Raw genomic sequence first — 17,725 nt, 5'->3', positions numbered from 1 at the left:
ACTATTGTTTACAACAAGGGTTAAGAAAGGCAAAAATGTTATGTATGCATAATCAGATCAATGCGAAAGAAAACGTATTATCCTTAATAGGAAATACTCCCCTAATCGCACTTAAGAAACTTACTGCAGACTTTGTCGGTGAGTTTTATGCTAAGGTCGAGGCATTTAATCCTGGTCATTCTGCCAAGGATAGAATTGCACTTCATATAATTGAAGAGGCAGAACGCAGAGGTATTATCAAACCTGGTGATACTATTATTGAAACAACATCTGGTAATACAGGGTTTAGCCTAGCGATGATTAGTGCTATTAAAGGCTATAAATGTATTTTAGCGGTAAGTTCAAAATCATCTCCTGATAAAATAGACATGCTTAAGACAATGGGCGCTCAAGTATACGTGTGCCCGGCGCATGTGAGTGCAGATGATTCGCGTTCGTATTATCAAGTGGCAAAAAGGTTGCATGAAGAGACCCCGGGTTCTGTTTACATCAACCAATATTTTAATGAGTTGAATATTGACGCACATTATAAAACTACAGGGCCTGAAATTTGGAATCAAACGAATGGTGCAATAACACATTTAGTTACTTGCAGTGGTACAGGAGGAACCATATCAGGAACAGCACGTTTTTTAAAAGAGCAAAATCCTGATATTAAAGTTATTGGAGTAGACGCTTATGGATCCGTTCTAAAAAAGTACCATGAAACAAGAGAGTTTGATGCTAATGAGATATATCCTTATCGCATTGAGGGCCTTGGTAAAAATTTGATTCCTACAGCAACTGATTTTGATAGCATAGACTATTATATTAAAGTAACTGATGAAGATAGCGCACATACTGCAAGAGACATTGCAAAAAAGGAAGGATTATTTGTAGGTTATACAAGTGGAGCAGCTTTTCAAGCAGTGAAACAATTAGTTGATGACGATGTATTTGACGAAAATAGCCGAGTGGTAGTTATATTCCCTGATCACGGATCGCGTTATATGAGCAAAATATATAGTGATGAATGGATGCAGAAACAAGGCTTTTTGGAAGACCTTCCAGAAATGAAAAAAGAGCAAATAGCGTATATTAAATAGTAAATAAAATCCAACAAAAAGGCACCTTAATAGGGTGCTTTTTGCATTTTTACGGAGCATATTTTATTGAAAAATAGGATTTGATAAGCTCATAAAAATGGTTAGTTTTGCAAATTGTTTGAACTAAGTTTACCTAAATAATAATAGTATTCCCTAGATGAGAGATTTATTTGATCGGATAATTGAAAACAAAGGCCCTTTAGGAAAATGGGCTTCACATGCAGAAGGGTATTTTGTCTTTCCTAAACTGGAAGGGCAGATAGCAAATAGAATGGAGTTTAATGGCAAAAAAGTCATTACATGGAGTATTAATGATTATCTCGGTTTAGCCAATCATCCAGAGGTTAGAAAAGTAGATGCAGAAGCTGCTTCTGATTATGGTTCGGCTTACCCAATGGGAGCGCGTATGATGTCAGGTCATACTTCGATGCACGAGCAATTGCAGGATGAACTGGCAGCTTTCGTAAAAAAGGAAGCGGCTTATTTATTAAATTTTGGTTATCAAGGTATATTATCAACCATTGATGCCTTAGTTACCAAAGATGACATCATCGTTTATGATGTAGATTCTCATGCCTGTATTATCGATGGTGTTCGATTGCATATGGGTAAGCGCTTTACTTACAAACATAATGATATTGAAAGCTTAGAAAAGAATCTTGAGCGGGCAACGAATATGGCCGAGCAAACCGGAGGTGGGATTTTGGTAATTTCTGAAGGTGTTTTCGGTATGCGGGGTGAGCAAGGTCGCTTAAAAGAAATTGTTGAACTTAAAAAGAAGTTTAAATTCCGTTTATTAGTTGACGATGCTCATGGTTTTGGTACCTTAGGTGAGACTGGTGCAGGCGCGGGTGAAGAACAGGGTGTACAAAATGATATTGATGTGTATTTCGCAACATTTGCAAAATCTATGGCGAGCACAGGAGCTTTCATAGCAGCCGATCAAGAAATAATCGACTATTTAAAGTACAACTTACGTTCGCAAATGTTCGCTAAGTCATTGCAAATGCAATTGGTCAAAGGTGCTTTAAAACGTTTAGATATGTTGCGTACCATGCCAGAACTTAAGAATAAGTTATGGGAAAATGTAAATGCACTTCAAAATGGACTAAAAGAACGTGGATTTGATATAGGTACTACCCAAAGTTGTGTAACACCGGTATATTTAAAAGGAAGTATTCCAGAAGCAATGGCTTTGGTTAAGGATTTACGTGAAAATCATGGTATTTTCTGTTCTATTGTAGTGTATCCGGTGATTCCTAAAGGATTAATCTTGTTAAGAATGATCCCAACGGCTTCTCATACGCTGCAAGATGTTGAAGAAACATTGGAAGCATTTTCTGCAATTCGATCTAGATTAGAAAATGGTACTTACAAGCGTATGTCGGCTGCAATTGCAGCGGCAATGGGTGAGTAATCGCTGATTATATAAAATATATCAAAACCTGATAATTTTTTTATCAGGTTTTTTTATTGGATAAATTCTATTAGAAATTATTTCAATTGTATTGAGAGGGTACAATTAATTTTTTGAAATTTATGGTTTAGAAAAAAAAATCCATATTCATGAAATTGAAGATAACGATTCTGGTTTTGTGTTTGATCACAGCTTGTAATAACGCTAACAAGAAAGAAGAAAAAATTATGATAGCACCGAAAGCAGGAGACTCATTTTTTCTGGGTACTTATACCGATACCTATAGCGAAGGTATTTATCGCTTTACTTTAAATGAAGATGGTACTTTTGAAAATAACGGCTTGGTAGCGAAATCGAACAATCCTTCCTTCTTAGCATATAGCGATAATCGTAATTATGTGGTAGCGGTAAATGAAATAAGTGATGAAAATAAAATGGGGACTATTGAGTCGTATTCGGTGTTGAACGATAGCCTGCAATTTATAAATAGAAGTTCAACAGGTGGGGCCCATCCTTGTTTTGTTACGGTTAATGAAACCGGAACGATCTTGGCAGCAAATTATACAGGAGGTAATCTTGGGTTATTGAATATAGCTAGCGACGGAAAGTTATCGGAGCTGAAATATGTTAAACAATACGAAGGTAAGAGTGTTACCGATCGTCAAGAGGCTCCCCATGCACATTCAGCTTGGTTTGATCCCAATAGTGATAACATCATAACCGTAGATTTGGGTACCGATAATCTTTGGTTTGCATCACTTAATGAAAAGAACGAAATAATAAGTACGGAGCCGGAAAAGAATTCATTGCCACCAGGATCAGGACCACGTCATATTGCCTTTCATCCTACTAAAGCATGGTTTTATGTTATTAACGAATTGAATAATACGGTCAGTTTGTTCGTGAAATCTAATTCTGGAGGTTATGTGGCTGCTTCGACAATATCAACGTTGCCAGCTGATTTTGAAGGAGACAGCTTTTGCGCCGATATTCATATTTCCAGTGATGGTAAATTTGTATATGCTTCCAATCGTGGGCACAACAGCCTTGCAATATTTAGTGTGAATGAATCGAATGGCGAATTAAAATTGGTTGGTCATGAGTCTGTAAAGGGCGATTGGCCCAGAAATTTCTCATTATCTCCAGATGAGAATTATCTAGTAGTCGCAAACCAAAAATCACAGAATTTGGTTTCTTTTAAACGAGACAAAAACAGCGGACTTCTTACATACACCGATCAAATCAAAGCGCCAAGCCCTGTATGTGTGTTATTTTGATTTATTGGAGTATATATTCAAGAAAACGGGGATTAAACTAAAACCTATAACAGTCAACTATAATATCTGTTAACAGAAGGCAAATCACAATTCCCTGCGATACGTACTTCGTCTCTTGGCAATTCTTGGGTCGAAATTTTTCCATAACTGCTGGATAGCAATATTATCCTCGAGTTCTGGGGTACGAATACAATTCTTTATACCGGCTGCTGAAAATGATTTGTGATACTCGTCAAATAAAATGGCTGTGACACCCTTATTTTGATAATCAGGATGTACACCAATAAGGTAAAATATGGCATCTTCATTTTTCTTTTTCGCTTTTAGAAAATGAAGAAACCCAAACGGAAACAATTTTCCTTTTGATTTTTGTAGTGCTCTAGAAAATGATGGCATCGTAACTGCAAAAGCAACCAGGTTATCATTTTCATCGGCCACATATTTTATGAATTGTGGATTAATAAAACTGATATACTTTTCTTTAAAGTACTTTTTTTGTACTTTATTAATGGCTACAAATGAAGATAGTTTTGAGTAGCTTTCGTTAAAAAGATCGAACATACTATCAACATATGGCATGATATCCTTGCTCGATTTGAAGTTTATGGCTTTTAGCTTATACCTTTTTTTAATAAGTCCGGCTGCCTTACTAAAAAACTTAGGATCAGCATTTTTAAATGGAAAACGGTATTCTAAATACCCTTTTTCCTTTTTAAAACCTAATTGCTCTAAATGATCTTTGTAATAAGGGTGATTATACCAGGTTATCATGGTGCCAAGTTCATCAAAACCATCAGTTAAAACTCCAACCTTATCAAGATTAGAAAACCCAACTGGGCCCTCGATAAACTCAAGATTATGTGACTTGCCGATCTCTTGAACTTTATTAATAAGTGCTTTAGAAACTTCAGTGTCATCAATCATATCGAACCATCCAAAACGCATTTTCCTGACTTCTTGCTTATTAATCTCATCCCAGTTGACAATTGCAGCAACACGGCCAACAATATCCTTACCGCGATAGGCTAGGAAAAATCGAGCTTCAGCGGTATCAAAGGCCGGATTTATGGTGGGGTCAAAACTATCGACTTCGGCATTGATTATTGGAGGTACCCAATATTTGTTGTTTTTATAAAGAGAAAAAGGAAAGGTAACAAACTGTTTCTTTTCCTTTTTTGTGGTAGCTTCTTTTATGGTGATCATTAAATACTTTCGTAAATGAATTAATTTGTTTTTCTACTGTTTACTGTATTCCAATAATAGTTGTAGAATTTTCTTTTTTTCTTATCGTTTGCTCGTATTAATGCAACAACGGTATCAACGATAGAATTTCTTTGATTAACCTGAGACAATTGATCCTCTCCTAGGCCATTTGTTACAATAATAGAAGCATATAGTTCTTCGTTACTTTCTTTACCTTGAGCAACAATGTTATATCTAGTCTTGTCATCTTTTATTAAAATTCTGTTTTCCCAAACCAACATAGGATGTCGCGCATTATTGGGAAAAACAGCAGCATCCCAATCACCAAAACTATCAAAAAGCACCTTTTGAGTAAGCATAGCGGTAGTAACACATTCAAATTTTATTTCAGTTAGTCTAAAAGTATCTTTTTCAACAATAGACAAAAATGTGTCTTTTATCATGTTACTAAAACTATTGTAATAAAACTTTGGGCACTTGTTATTAGTTTTGACAAAAGTATTTACTCGGTAATCTTCTTTATAAGCCGTTTTCTTAGTCCTACATCCAAAAAACAGAATGGCAGAAAATGCAATAGTAAAATACTTGATTTTAAGACGATAAGTTAGTTGGCGAAAATTAGATTTAATCATCTAGCCTTATTAATTACTAATTTTTCATTTTTCATTAAGAACTCCGCCATCATCTTCAAACTTCTTTTTGGAGTTTTTAGCTTTTTGACGTTTGCGTTCTTTTTTATTGTTAATATTATTTGTCTTTTTAGAAAACTCATCATTCTTAATTTCTTTATCCTGATGGTTGTCTATTCTGTAAGAAATACCAATGTTTCCGAATACTTGAAAAGGCGTATTTTTAAAATTACCGCCGTAAGTAGCTTCTACTTGTATATCTTTATTTAATAGATAGGCGAGTCCGCCTCTAAAAATGACATCAGCATAATTATCACTTTTAACCCCTTGATTTTCTACATATAATGACCAGTTACCATTAAATGAGTGGGTAAGCGTTACAACATAGCCATATTCCGGAAAATCTTGACCAATATTGGCATAACTAAAGTTGGTTACCAATACCAAACGTCCTAAAAAATTATGTTGCGTGGCAACCATTACCCTTGGACTTACACTAAACTCGTTTGGAAAGGTAAAAGGTGGGTCTTGAGAGGTGTATAAGTTGGCTCCTGCAAAAACTGATACTGCCGGTAATAAATCTCTCCATTGAAATTTATTATTGGCATTCCAGCTATATAAATTAGGTTTTTGTTCCTTTTTCCAGGGGTCGAAAACCAGATATTTAGCACCAACCAGGGTTTGTTTTAGTCCACTTTCCTTTAACTCAGTTCCTGATGCTTGAAACAAATAATCTGCAAATTCATAACTTACTTCTGCACTTAGTTCCAGCTGCTCTAATAAAAAGCCATATCGAATTTCAAGATTCGCATCAAAGCCTGTTGCTTCTAATCTTCTTAATTCATGATCAACCTTTCTGTATTGAAACCCTCCTTCAAATTGCAGAACACCTGTTCCCACTGAAAATGGACCTTTGGAAACCCCCGGCCTATTGCTATTAATTACTTCGGTGTATTGCGAGTGAACAGAAAATGTACTCAAAATGGCGATTAGGCTAAATAGTGGGCGCATAGTGTAAGCTTTGTGGTAAATATAAATATTTAAGATGATTTTTTGATTTTTGCTTAGTAGCTGTTGTATTTTTGTTTTTTAACATTTAAGAAAAAGTCTTAGTTTACAAACTAATATTTAATGGGTTTATTACGTACCATCTTAATTATTCTGCTAGTGTATTATGGCCTCAAAATCTTTTCGAAGCTTTTTGGACCGGCTATAATGAAGTCAGCTGCTAAGAAGATGGAAAAGAAGTTTTCTCAGCAATTTAACCAACAACGGCCTCAACAAACCGTTCGCCCTGAGGGTGAAGTCACTATTGACAAAGCTCCAGAGAATTCTAAAAAATCGAATGATCGGGTTGGGGAGTACGTAGATTTTGAGGAAATTGAATAAGACCACCAACCACCAACTTAATGATACAACATCTTAAGAAACTAGCACCTCACCTTTTAGTACTTGTAGGATTTATAGCTGTAGCATTGGCTTATTTTCACCCTGTTTTACAAGGTAAACAAATGTACCAAAGTGATATTGTGTGGAGTAAAGGAATGTCGCAAAAACAATTAGATTATCGAGAGGATTATCCTGGAGAGGAATTATATTGGACAGACAGCGCTTTTGGAGGAATGCCGACTTATCAACTAGGAGCACGCTATCCGCATGATTACATAAAAGCAGTAGATGGATTCATAAGGTTTTTACCAAGACCAGCGGATTACTTATTTGTTTATTTCTTTTCATGCTACTTATTGTTACTGGTCTTAAAAATTGATTTTAGAATAGCCATATTGGGAGCGCTAGCCTTTGGTTTTTCAACGTATTTTTTAGTCATACTAGAGGCTGGACATAATGCAAAAGCACATGCTATTGGCTATATGCCGCTGGTACTTGCAGGTATATTATTAGCATTTCGAAAAAAATATATTTGGGGTGGAATTTTGACCGCTTTAGCAATGGGACTTCAAATTCATGCTAACCATTACCAAATGACTTACTACCTATTGCTACTAGTATTAGTTTTAGGAGTAGTGTATTTGATATACGCTTACAAAAAGAAAGAATTACCTCATTTTTTTAAAACAATCGGAGTATTATCAGTAGCCGTTGTTATCGGGTTGCTTATGAATGCAACACCTCTAATGGCAACTAAGGAATATGCAGATACCAGTACACGAGGTAAAAGCGAATTGACCATTGCCGAAGATGGTTCAAAGAAAGAAGTAACTAACGGACTTAATAAAGATTATATTTTAGAGTATAACTATGGCATATTTGAGAGCTTAAACCTCTTTGCGTCTCGTCTGATGGGAGGGGCGAGTTATGAGGCGTTAGATAAATCATCAAATATTTATAAGTTCTGGTTAAGTGCCAGATTACCAAGGGCACAAGCTGCTGATTTTGCATCACAAACCCCGACCTATTGGGGCAAACAACCGGGAACTTCTGGCCCCGCTTATGTTGGAGCGGTAGTGCTCTTTTTGTTTGTACTTGGGTTATTTTTGGTTAAAGGCAAACTTAAATGGTGGTTGCTATGCGGTGCTTTATTGTCTTTATTTCTCTCTTATGGGAAGAATATGGCCTTTTTAAGTTATTTCTTTATTGACTACTTCCCGCTTTATAATAAATTTAGAGCAGTCACTTCTATTCAGGTGATTTTAGAACTTTGCGTTCCTGTACTCGCAGCCCTAGGTTTGGCGGCATTTTTTAATAAAGATGTTGAAGCTTCAAAAAAATTAAAAGCATTATTAATTACAATAGGTATTACTGGGGGGACAGCTATTTTATTGTTACTAGCTAAAGGTACTTTAGGTTTTGAAGCAGATAGGGACGCGTATTTTGTGCAACGTTTTGGTCCTGATTTTGCCAAGCAATTGGGGGGCGATTTTATTAATGCACTTGTTGCCGATAGAAAATCGATGTATACCTATGACCTAGTCAGAAGTTTGATCCTGGTCTTATTTGCAGGAGGTGGTTTATGGTTGTTTTTAAAAGAAAGAGCAAAAATCAATGTTGTACTTATTCTCATTGGGGCACTCATTCTTTTTGATCTCGTTGGTGTAAATACCCGTTATGTAAATGAGGACGATTTTGTTTCAGCAAGACAAGTCAATAAGCCATTTAGTCCAACTGCAGCAGATAATGAAATTTTAAAAGACGATAGTCATTACAGGGTATTTGATACGACTGACGGTGCCTCACGCGCCAGCTATTTTCATAATTCTATTTGGGGGTATCATGCTGCTAAACCAGGAAAATATCAAGAGCTGTATGACTTTTATATTGCTAAGCAGAATACAGAGGTAATTAATATGCTTAACATTAAATATATCATAGGAGGAGAAGATCAAGTAATGCAAAATGAAGAAGCCTATGGTAATGCTTGGTTTGTAAACAGTATTAAGTGGGTTGATACTGCTGATGAGGAAATGCAAGCGTTAGAATCAACGAATGCGAAAACTACTGCTGTGGTTAACAAAAAGTACTTAATAGGGGGGGAGCAGTTTAATCCAACCGCTCAAGATCAAATTATTTTAAGCAATTATAAACCAGATCACCTTATCTATAAAACATCGGTTTCTTCAAGACAATTTGCAGTTTTTTCTGAAATGTATTACGAAGATGGTTGGAATGCCTATGTTGACGGTAAGTTAATACCACATGTTCGCGTAAATTATGTTTTAAGAGGTTGTGAAATACCAAAAGGTGATCATACTGTCGAATTTAAGTTTGAACCTCAGGTGGTACAAACAGGAAGCACAATAGCATTAGCTGGGTCTCTTATTTTTGTATTGATCTTTTTTGGGGCATTATATAAAGAATTTAAAACCGGAAATCTTGCTTAAATTCGCTTACTATGAATAAGCGAGTGCTAATCATTACTTATTATTGGCCACCTGCGGGTGGACCAGGTGTGCAGCGTTGGTTGAAATTCGTAACGTATTTGCGAGAATTTGAAATAGACCCTGTTGTTTTTATCCCCGAAAGTCCATCGTATCCTATTGTAGACTATTCAATGATCAATGAGGTTCCTGAAGATATTAAGGTACTAAAACAACCCATATTTGAACCTTATAGCTTGGCAAAATTGTTGTCGAAAAAGAAAACATCGCAGATAAGTTCAGGAATTATTCAAGATAAAAAACAGTCTTTGGTGGAACGTTTTATGTTGTTTGTTAGAGGCAATTTTTTTATTCCAGATGCAAGAAAGTATTGGGTAAAACCCTCGGTTAAGTTCCTATCTGGCTATCTTCAAGAAAATAAGATCAATACTATAATTACTACTGGTCCGCCCCATAGCGTACATTTAATCGGGCTTGAACTAAAAAAACTACTGACTATAAAATGGATTGCTGATTTTAGGGATCCATGGACCACGATAGGGTATCATAATCAGTTAAAATTGACCAGCCAATCACAGAAAAAACATAAAAAGCTAGAATCTGAGGTTTTAAATTCGGCAGATGAAGTAATAGTCACTAGTTTTCAAACTAAAGAAGAGTTTCAGTCAATATCTAAGAAGCCAATAACCATTATAACAAATGGTTATGAAGACAATGAGGAAACCGACAAAGTTTTGGATACTAAATTCTCGATATCGCATGTTGGCTCTTTATTAACAGCTAGAAACCCGCTGGTTTTGTGGCAAGTTGTAAAGGAATTGATTGAAGAGGATAAAGGATTCGCTGAAGATGTTTCCATACAACTCGCGGGAAAAGTGAGTGAGACTGTTATAAAGAGCATAGAAGATCATGGCCTAGAACATTGTGTTAACTTAATGGGTTATGTAAGCCATGAAGAAGCGAGGACAATTCAGGTAAAAAGTCAAGTGTTACTTCTTGTCGAAATAGACTCCGTTGAAACCAAAGGTATTATTGCGGGTAAATTATTTGAATATTTGGCAGCCAAACGTCCCCTTTTGGCCATTGGCCCGCAAAATGCTGACATCGCTACCATCATTGAGCAAACACAGAGTGGATATTTCTATTCTCCCGTACAAAAACAAGAATTAAAGAATACGATTGTTAGTCTTTATAATCAATTTAAAAACGGATCGCTAACTTGCCAAAGTGTCAATATAGAACAGTATCATCGCCGTAACTTGACCGCTAAGCTGGCAGAATTATTATAACATGGGAATTGTACTAAACCAATCGTTTAAAAATATGCTGGCCACTTATGTTGGTTTTGGCTTTGGGGCGGTAAATACCCTTTTTTTATACACGAATTTTTTAGGTGAAGAGTTTTTTGGGCTGGTGATGTTTATTCTTGCTGGAGCCTTAATCATTCAACCATTATTATCATTTGGTATTCAGGATACTATCATTAAGTTTTATAGTAGTTACACGGACGAAAAGAATCAAAAAAGGTTTTTAACGTGGATGCTAATTTTACCACTGGTAGTAGTTGTCCCGTTTGGTGTCATAGGTTTTATCTTTAGAAATAGTATATCGGAATGGTTATCGATTAAAAATGAACTAATTAAACCGTACGCATTTCTCATATTTATTATTGGCTTTTCAATGGCATATTTTGAAGTGTTCTATGCCTGGTGTAAAGTGCATTTGAAAAGTGTTTTTGGAAATGTGATGAAAGAGATTTTTGCAAGGGTATGCGTTAGTATACTGCTGATATTAGTTTTTTTGAAGGTAATTACCAATGAGCAGTTTTTATATGGATTAACCTTTGTTTATATAGGTCGCACAGTTTTTATGATGTGGTATGCCTTCTTCCTAAAAAGACCTTCTTTGGGCTTAAAACCACTTAAAAATATCAATGAAATAATACGCTACGCCACTTTTATTGTCCTGGCAGGTTCTGTTGTAATTGTGCTGTTAGAGATTGACAAACAGATGATCGGTATTTTAAAAGAAGGTCTGGGTAACGTCGCTTATTATGGCGTTGCAACATTTATTGCTACTGTGATTGTAGTACCCAATAGAGCGATGAGTCAAATAACACACCCTCTTACTGCAGAGCTTATAAATAAAAATGATCTTATAGGATTGAATTCGCTATACCGAAAAACGTCATTGAACCTTTTTACTGTGGGAGGGCTCATTTTCTTATTGATTATTTTAAATGTCGATCAACTTTATGAAATCATTGATCCAGCTTATAAGCAAGGAATTTTGGTTGTTATTTTGATAGGAATTGCTAAACTAATGGATAATGTAATGGGTAATAGTACAAGCATTTTATACAATTCCAAATACTACAAAATGGTATTGGTGTTAGGAGTTGCGTTAGCAATTTTCACCATCTTATTCAATTGGATTTTAATCCCGAAAATGGGAATCAATGGTGCTGCAGTAGCCACCTTGTTATCTTTATTAATTTACAATACAATCAAAGTGATCGTGGTATGGCGATCGTTTAAGATTCATCCTTTCCAAAATGAACAACTCATTATTTTAGCTGCGCTATTAGGATTTAGTGGGCTATTTTATTTTTGGAATTTTTGGTTTCATCCTATCATTAATATCCTCTTAAAATCAGTTGTAGTGGGAATACTGTATCTCTTTTTAATATACAAACTGCAGGTATCTACAGATATTAATACCCTAGCGGATAGTTTTTTGGGTAAGCGTAAAGCCCAGTAATAAAAAACGCTCCCGAGTGACTAGTTCGAGAGCGTAATTGATTTACTAACTAATTCAAATATCTAAAAGCCTAACTTCTAGTTCTTGCGCTTCTTCCTGAAGAACTTCTTCTTGAAGAGCTACTTCTTTTAACCGAAGCTTTTGGTCTGCTTGATGAAGACCTACTTACGGTACTTCGCGATCGCTTTTGCGGCGCTGATCTTTTTACAGAAGCCGACCGTCTTGAGTTATTCGACCTGCTTACTCCACTAGAACGGTTTGATGAATTACTTCTTCGTACCGATTGATTTCTTTTACTATTACTACTTCTTTGAGCAATGGTGTTTGAACTTCTTCTTGAGTTACTAGATCTGTTTATTGTGCTCGATCTTCTAGTAGTCGTACTACTTCTTCTTACTTCATTGTTACCACTGCGTCTCGAGATTGCACTATTATTACTTCTGTTTACAGTCCCGCTTCTTCTAGAAACAACACCATTATTTCTTCTTGTTGTTGAGCTTCTGCGAGAAACTCCGTCAGTACTTCTTCTTGCTGAAGACCTTCTATTGTAATACGCTACATCATTTCTTCGAGAGACTCTTCGATCATTTCGGTATATAGATCTTCTGCTGTTAACATTTGCATATCTATGCTCACGACCTACTCGATAAAAAGATCTTCTAAAGTTATTTCTATACGGTCTATAATAACTGTATCTAATAGGGGTATAAAATCTTCTGTAAGGTCTATAATTAACTAAACACAAATCTAAACGTGGTCTAGCAAAAAAGTCGAAATAAGGCCTATAAATATATCGTCTATTAAACACATTGATAAAACCAGTGCAATAATCAAAAGCGCCAAAGTTGTTGTAGAAAACTCGTAATCCACCTACGCGAGTTACACGGTTATTTCTATAGTTGATATAGATATCACCAATTCGGTTTACTCGACCATAAAAATCATAAAATATAGGAGTGTTTTCAACTTGTATGACGGCACCATAATCATCATACTGCACATAAGCACCATAATCATAACCAGAATTGAAGCTAATATTTACATTTCCAAAATTTGCATTAGCACCTATAATATCATCTCTGTAGATCTGGAAATCAAACTCTCCGTCAGGAAAAACAGAGAAGGTGATATTTCCTTCAACAAATACAAACGACCTACCATAGCCATTATAACCAGTTACAGCGCTAAACATGGGTGCTGTAAAAACTAAAGCGATTAAAAGTGCGAATTTTTTCATCTTAATACATTTTGGTTTGAGACTTGTTTAAAATCTCTTCGCTTAGTAGATATCAAAGCGCGTGCCAAAATTTTATTCGAAGATTTTAAAGTAACACTTTTAAAATTTAAATTATTGATTTACAATACATTAAATTTGTGTTGCTCAATGTGACTCGTTAAATAGGAATTAAATTGAATTCAACTAAACTAAAAATTGAGCAATTAAGAAGTTGAGTGATATCGTGTTAGATTATATATTCCCCAAACTGCATATACAGCTTCTAAGATCATACCAATGCCATACTGAATAGAGAATCCATCCATAATGGTACTTACCAATCTACCTAAAGCAAGACCTCCCATGAATACAATGTTGGAAATAGTAGCTCCCCTCCACAATTCAGTTTTACGAACGCCCACTATCCAGTAAATACCAAGAGCAAGGTATAACCCCATCTGGGCTCTAAAAATGTTTTTCAGTTCAAGGTCTTCAACATCAAAACCAAATAGCCAAGGCATAATTTTACTAGGAGCTGCCCCGTAAAGTAGTCCTACGCTAATAACAATCACAGCAGAAGTTATGAGATGTAAATGTTTGAGGTCAAGTAGTTTTTTCATTGTGCATCATACCTGAATCACTCCTAGATTAAATCGTTTTTCGATAGGAGCTTGATTGGCTGCTTCAATGCCCATGCTAATCCATTTTCTAGTATCTAAAGGATTGATAATCGCATCTGTCCATAACCGAGCTGCAGCATAATACGGAGATACTTGATTGTCATAACGGGATTTTATCTTGTTAAAAAGCTCAGTTTCCTCTTCTTTACTGATGGTTTTCCCCTGTTTTTTTAAGGTGGCGGTCTCGATTTGTAGCAAAACTTTTGCTGCTGAGTTTCCGCTCATAACTGCAAGCTCCGCGCTTGGCCATGCTACTATGAGCCTAGGATCATATGCTTTGCCACACATCGCGTAATTACCCGCACCATAACTATTACCAACGACCACTGTAAATTTGGGCACTACCGAATTACTAACTGCATTTACCATTTTGGCGCCGTCTTTTATAATACCACCATGCTCACTCTTGCTACCCACCATAAATCCGGTTACGTCTTGTAAAAAAACTAGTGGAATTTTCTTTTGGTTGCAGTTAGCAATAAACCGCGTTGCTTTGTCGGCAGAGTCGCTATAAATAACACCTCCAAACTGCATTTCTCCTTTTCTGTTTTTAACTACCTTTCGTTGGTTGGCTACAATCCCTACCGCCCAGCCATCAATACGAGCATAGGCAGTTATTAAGGTTTTACCATATCCTTCCTTGTATTCTTCGAATTCAGAGTTATCGACCAAACGTTTAATGATCTCTTTCATATCATATTGGTCTGACCTTTTTTTGGGTAATATTCCAAAAATGTCATATTCATTTTCAGTAGGTTTTTTGGATTGCACTTTTGAAAAACCGGCATCTTCAGCTTTGCCAATTTTACCTACTATTTTACGTACTCTAAAAAGTGCATCTTTATCATCTATTGCTTTATAATCAGTTACCCCACTAATTTCACAGTGCGTAGTTGCACCACCAAGTGTTTCATTGTCAATATCTTCTCCAATCGCTGCTTTTACCAAATAACTCCCGGCGAGAAAAATACTACCGGTTTTATCAACGATCATCGCTTCATCGCTCATTATTGGTAAGTATGCTCCTCCCGCTACACAGCTACCCATTACAACAGCAATTTGGGTAATACCCATGCTACTCATCACTGCATTGTTTCTAAATATTCGACCGAAATGTTCTTTGTCAGGAAAAATTTCATCCTGCATGGGTAAATACACCCCAGCACTATCAACTAGATATATAATAGGTAATCTATTTTCAATGGCAATCTCTTGAGCACGTAAATTCTTTTTCCCTGTTATAGGAAACCAGGCACCTGCTTTTACTGTAGCATCATTAGCGACAACAATGCATTGTTTACCACTAACGTATCCAATTTTAACCACTACACCTCCCGAGGGACATCCTCCATGTTCTTTGTACATATCGTCACCAGCAAACGCGCCAATTTCAATTTGCTCTTTTTTCGGGTCAAAAAGAAGTTCGACCCGCTCTCTGGCAGTTAATTTACCTTGATTATGCAGTTTGTCTATTCGCTTTTGGCCACCACCAAGTTTCACCTTTGCAAGTCGTCTTTTAAGATCAGATAGCAGTAATTTATTATGGTCTTCGTTAGCGTTAAATTTTATGTCCATTCTGGTTTTTTCAATACATGGCTAAAGTACAAAATAGCACTATTTTTTTTGGTAACTTAGTTTAGGTAAAAAAAACGATATTTGCCATCTAGACTTTAATAATGTCATCAATCCCCCTAATACTAATCTAAAATTATAACAAGATGGGAATGAATAAAAATACGGTATTGGCATTGGCAACCTTTATCATGATTATTGTTGGCTGCGCACTAATTGCACTTGGTGCTTTTAGATATGATGAGATTGCTGGATGGGGGTTTGCTGCTGTTGGAATTGGATTTTTTGCTATCGCCTGGGTTTTTAATGCCTTGAAAGGAAGAGTTTAATAATTACCAAAATATAATTGTAACAACTTATGTCTGATGATAAGAAGGTTATTTTCTCCATGTCTGGAGTGTCTAAAACCTATCAGAGTGCTAATAAACAGGTTTTAAAAGATATTTATTTGAGCTTCTTTTATGGAGCTAAAATTGGAATTCTTGGTCTTAATGGGTCTGGTAAATCAACCTTACTTAAAATAATTGCGGGTGTTGATAAAAACTATCAAGGTGATGTAGTATTCGCACCAGGATATTCTGTTGGTTATTTAGAGCAAGAACCGCAGTTAGACCCCGAAAAAACAGTTATTGATGTCGTCAAAGAAGGAGTAGCAGATGTGGTTGAAGTCTTGGATGAGTATAACAAGATTAATGACATGTTTGGTTTGCCAGAAGTATATGAAGATGCTGACAAAATGCAGCAGCTTATGGATAAGCAAGCTCAACTTCAAGATAAGATTGATGCAAGTAATGCATGGGAACTAGACACTAAGTTGGAAATTGCAATGGACGCGCTTCGCACTCCCGAGGCAGACAAGAAAATTGGAGTACTATCAGGAGGTGAGCGAAGAAGAGTTGCTTTATGTAGACTTTTATTACAAGAACCTGATGTGTTATTATTAGACGAACCAACTAACCATTTAGACGCCGAGTCGGTGCACTGGTTGGAACATCATTTAGCGCAATATAAGGGCACTGTTATAGCTGTAACCCACGACCGTTATTTTCTAGATAATGTTGCTGGATGGATTTTAGAATTAGATAGGGGAGAAGGCATACCTTGGAAAGGAAACTATTCTTCATGGCTTGATCAAAAATCGAAACGTCTTGCGCAAGAACAAAAACAAGCTTCAAAACGTCAAAAGACCTTAGAAAGAGAATTAGAATGGGTTCGCATGGCTCCAAAAGGAAGGCAGGCGAAGCAAAAGGCTCGTTTAAATAATTACGACAAGCTTTTGAGTCAGGATCAAAAACAGCTCGATGAAAAATTAGAAATATATATACCTAACGGTCCCCGACTAGGAACCAATGTGATTGATGCAAATGGTGTGAGTAAGGCATATGGAGATAAGTTGTTGTATGAGAATTTGAATTTTAAACTACCGCAGGCAGGTATTGTTGGCGTCATAGGCCCAAACGGAGCAGGGAAAACTACCATTTTTAGAATGATCATGGGAGAAGAAAGCCCGGACAAAGGAGATTTTAAAGTAGGCGATACCGCCAAGATTGCTTATGTAGATCAAAGCCATTCTAATATTGATCCTGAGAAATCTATTTGGGAAAACTTCTCGGAAGGCCAAGAATTAGTAATGATGGGAGGGAAGCAAGTTAATTCGCGAGCATATTTAAGCAGATTTAATTTTAGTGGTAGCGAGCAAAACAAAAAGGTAAGTACGCTTTCCGGAGGTGAACGGAACCGGCTTCATCTGGCAATGACCCTTAAAGAAGAAGGTAATGTTTTATTACTCGATGAACCTACGAATGATTTGGATGTGAATACACTTCGGGCTTTAGAAGAAGGGTTAGAGAATTTTGCTGGATGTGCAGTTGTAATATCACATGACCGTTGGTTTCTAGATAGAATTTGCACCCATATATTAGCATTTGAAGGAGATAGTCAAGTGTACTTTTTTGAAGGAGGTTTTTCTGATTATGAAGAGAATAAGAGAAAAAGACTTGGAGGTGATATTATGCCGAAACGCATTAAGTACAAAAAATTAGTTAGATAA

The 17,725-nt window shown here is 36.2% G+C and carries 15 protein-coding genes; 9 read left to right on the top strand and 6 right to left on the bottom strand.

Annotation, left to right across the window (positions count from 1 at the left end; genetic code table 11):
• Window positions 1–44 precede the first annotated feature (44 nt).
• The 3 genes from ABN763_RS03950 (at window position 45) to ABN763_RS03940 (ending at window position 3,779) form a co-directional block, all read left to right on the top strand.
• Window positions 45–1,085 carry a PLP-dependent cysteine synthase family protein gene (locus ABN763_RS03950; RefSeq protein WP_410484119.1) on the top strand — a complete coding sequence of 347 codons (1,041 nt, stop codon included), beginning with the start codon at window positions 45–47 and terminating at the stop codon, window positions 1,083–1,085.
• Window positions 1,086–1,242: 157 nt separating this feature from the next.
• Entirely contained in the window at window positions 1,243–2,502 is a 1,260-nt protein-coding gene (locus ABN763_RS03945) for an aminotransferase class I/II-fold pyridoxal phosphate-dependent enzyme (protein WP_410484118.1), read from the top strand.
• Between the two features lie 149 nt (window positions 2,503–2,651).
• A complete protein-coding gene (locus ABN763_RS03940; RefSeq protein WP_410484117.1) occupies window positions 2,652–3,779 on the top strand; it encodes a lactonase family protein in 1,128 nt (375 codons plus the stop codon).
• A gap of 84 nt (window positions 3,780–3,863) precedes the next feature.
• Here ABN763_RS03940 and ABN763_RS03935 read toward each other — a convergent pair whose 3' ends face one another.
• From ABN763_RS03935 to ABN763_RS03925, 3 genes are read right to left on the bottom strand one after another with little or no spacing between them, the layout of a single operon-like run.
• Window positions 3,864–4,982 (bottom strand): GTP cyclohydrolase, encoded by a 1,119-nt coding sequence (locus ABN763_RS03935; protein WP_410484116.1) that lies wholly within the window; start codon window positions 4,980–4,982, stop codon window positions 3,864–3,866.
• A gap of 20 nt (window positions 4,983–5,002) precedes the next feature.
• Window positions 5,003–5,614 (bottom strand): hypothetical protein, encoded by a 612-nt coding sequence (locus tag ABN763_RS03930; protein ID WP_410484115.1) that lies wholly within the window; start codon window positions 5,612–5,614, stop codon window positions 5,003–5,005.
• Between the two features lie 24 nt (window positions 5,615–5,638).
• Complete coding sequence (locus tag ABN763_RS03925) at window positions 5,639–6,622, bottom strand: transporter (RefSeq protein ID WP_410484114.1); 984 nt, start codon at window positions 6,620–6,622, stop codon at window positions 5,639–5,641.
• A 120-nt stretch (window positions 6,623–6,742) separates the two neighbouring features.
• Between ABN763_RS03925 and ABN763_RS03920 the strand changes: the two genes are divergently transcribed.
• From ABN763_RS03920 to ABN763_RS03905, 4 genes are read left to right on the top strand one after another with little or no spacing between them, the layout of a single operon-like run.
• On the top strand, window positions 6,743–7,000 hold the full coding sequence (locus ABN763_RS03920; protein WP_410484113.1) for a DUF4834 family protein: 258 nt from the start codon (window positions 6,743–6,745) through the stop codon (window positions 6,998–7,000).
• A gap of 20 nt (window positions 7,001–7,020) precedes the next feature.
• The gene (locus ABN763_RS03915; RefSeq protein ID WP_410484112.1) at window positions 7,021–9,450 is read left to right on the top strand and encodes a YfhO family protein; all 2,430 of its coding nucleotides are present in this window, start codon (window positions 7,021–7,023) and stop codon (window positions 9,448–9,450) included.
• Window positions 9,451–9,461: 11 nt separating this feature from the next.
• The gene (locus ABN763_RS03910; RefSeq protein WP_410484111.1) at window positions 9,462–10,736 is read left to right on the top strand and encodes a glycosyltransferase; all 1,275 of its coding nucleotides are present in this window, start codon (window positions 9,462–9,464) and stop codon (window positions 10,734–10,736) included.
• A 1-nt stretch (window position 10,737) separates the two neighbouring features.
• Window positions 10,738–12,207, top strand: coding sequence for a polysaccharide biosynthesis C-terminal domain-containing protein (locus ABN763_RS03905; protein WP_410484110.1), 1,470 nt, complete (start codon window positions 10,738–10,740; stop codon window positions 12,205–12,207).
• Window positions 12,208–12,277: 70 nt separating this feature from the next.
• Here ABN763_RS03905 and ABN763_RS03900 read toward each other — a convergent pair whose 3' ends face one another.
• From ABN763_RS03900 to ABN763_RS03890, 3 genes are all read right to left on the bottom strand, one after another.
• The gene (locus tag ABN763_RS03900; RefSeq protein WP_410484109.1) at window positions 12,278–13,444 is read right to left on the bottom strand and encodes a hypothetical protein; all 1,167 of its coding nucleotides are present in this window, start codon (window positions 13,442–13,444) and stop codon (window positions 12,278–12,280) included.
• Between the two features lie 203 nt (window positions 13,445–13,647).
• Window positions 13,648–14,043, bottom strand: a complete 396-nt coding sequence (locus ABN763_RS03895; protein WP_410484108.1) for a DUF4345 domain-containing protein — start codon at window positions 14,041–14,043, stop codon at window positions 13,648–13,650.
• Window positions 14,044–14,049: 6 nt separating this feature from the next.
• On the bottom strand, window positions 14,050–15,678 hold the full coding sequence (locus tag ABN763_RS03890; protein ID WP_410484107.1) for an acyl-CoA carboxylase subunit beta: 1,629 nt from the start codon (window positions 15,676–15,678) through the stop codon (window positions 14,050–14,052).
• A 143-nt stretch (window positions 15,679–15,821) separates the two neighbouring features.
• Here ABN763_RS03890 and ABN763_RS03885 point away from each other — a divergent pair, with 143 nt between their 5' ends.
• Together ABN763_RS03885 and ettA are read left to right on the top strand one after the other, a co-directional pair.
• Window positions 15,822–16,004, top strand: coding sequence for a CAL67264 family membrane protein (locus ABN763_RS03885; RefSeq protein ID WP_410484106.1), 183 nt, complete (start codon window positions 15,822–15,824; stop codon window positions 16,002–16,004).
• Window positions 16,005–16,033: 29 nt separating this feature from the next.
• Complete coding sequence (gene ettA / locus ABN763_RS03880; RefSeq protein WP_410484105.1) at window positions 16,034–17,725, top strand: energy-dependent translational throttle protein EttA; 1,692 nt, start codon at window positions 16,034–16,036, stop codon at window positions 17,723–17,725.

Origin of the sequence: Spongiivirga sp. MCCC 1A20706 (assembly GCF_046524175.1) — a bacterium.
In the GTDB taxonomy this organism is placed as follows: Bacteria; Bacteroidota; Bacteroidia; order Flavobacteriales; family Flavobacteriaceae; genus Spongiivirga.
The sequence above is the reverse complement of the archived record's forward strand: the minus strand, read 5'-3'. Positions and strand labels throughout refer to the sequence as shown.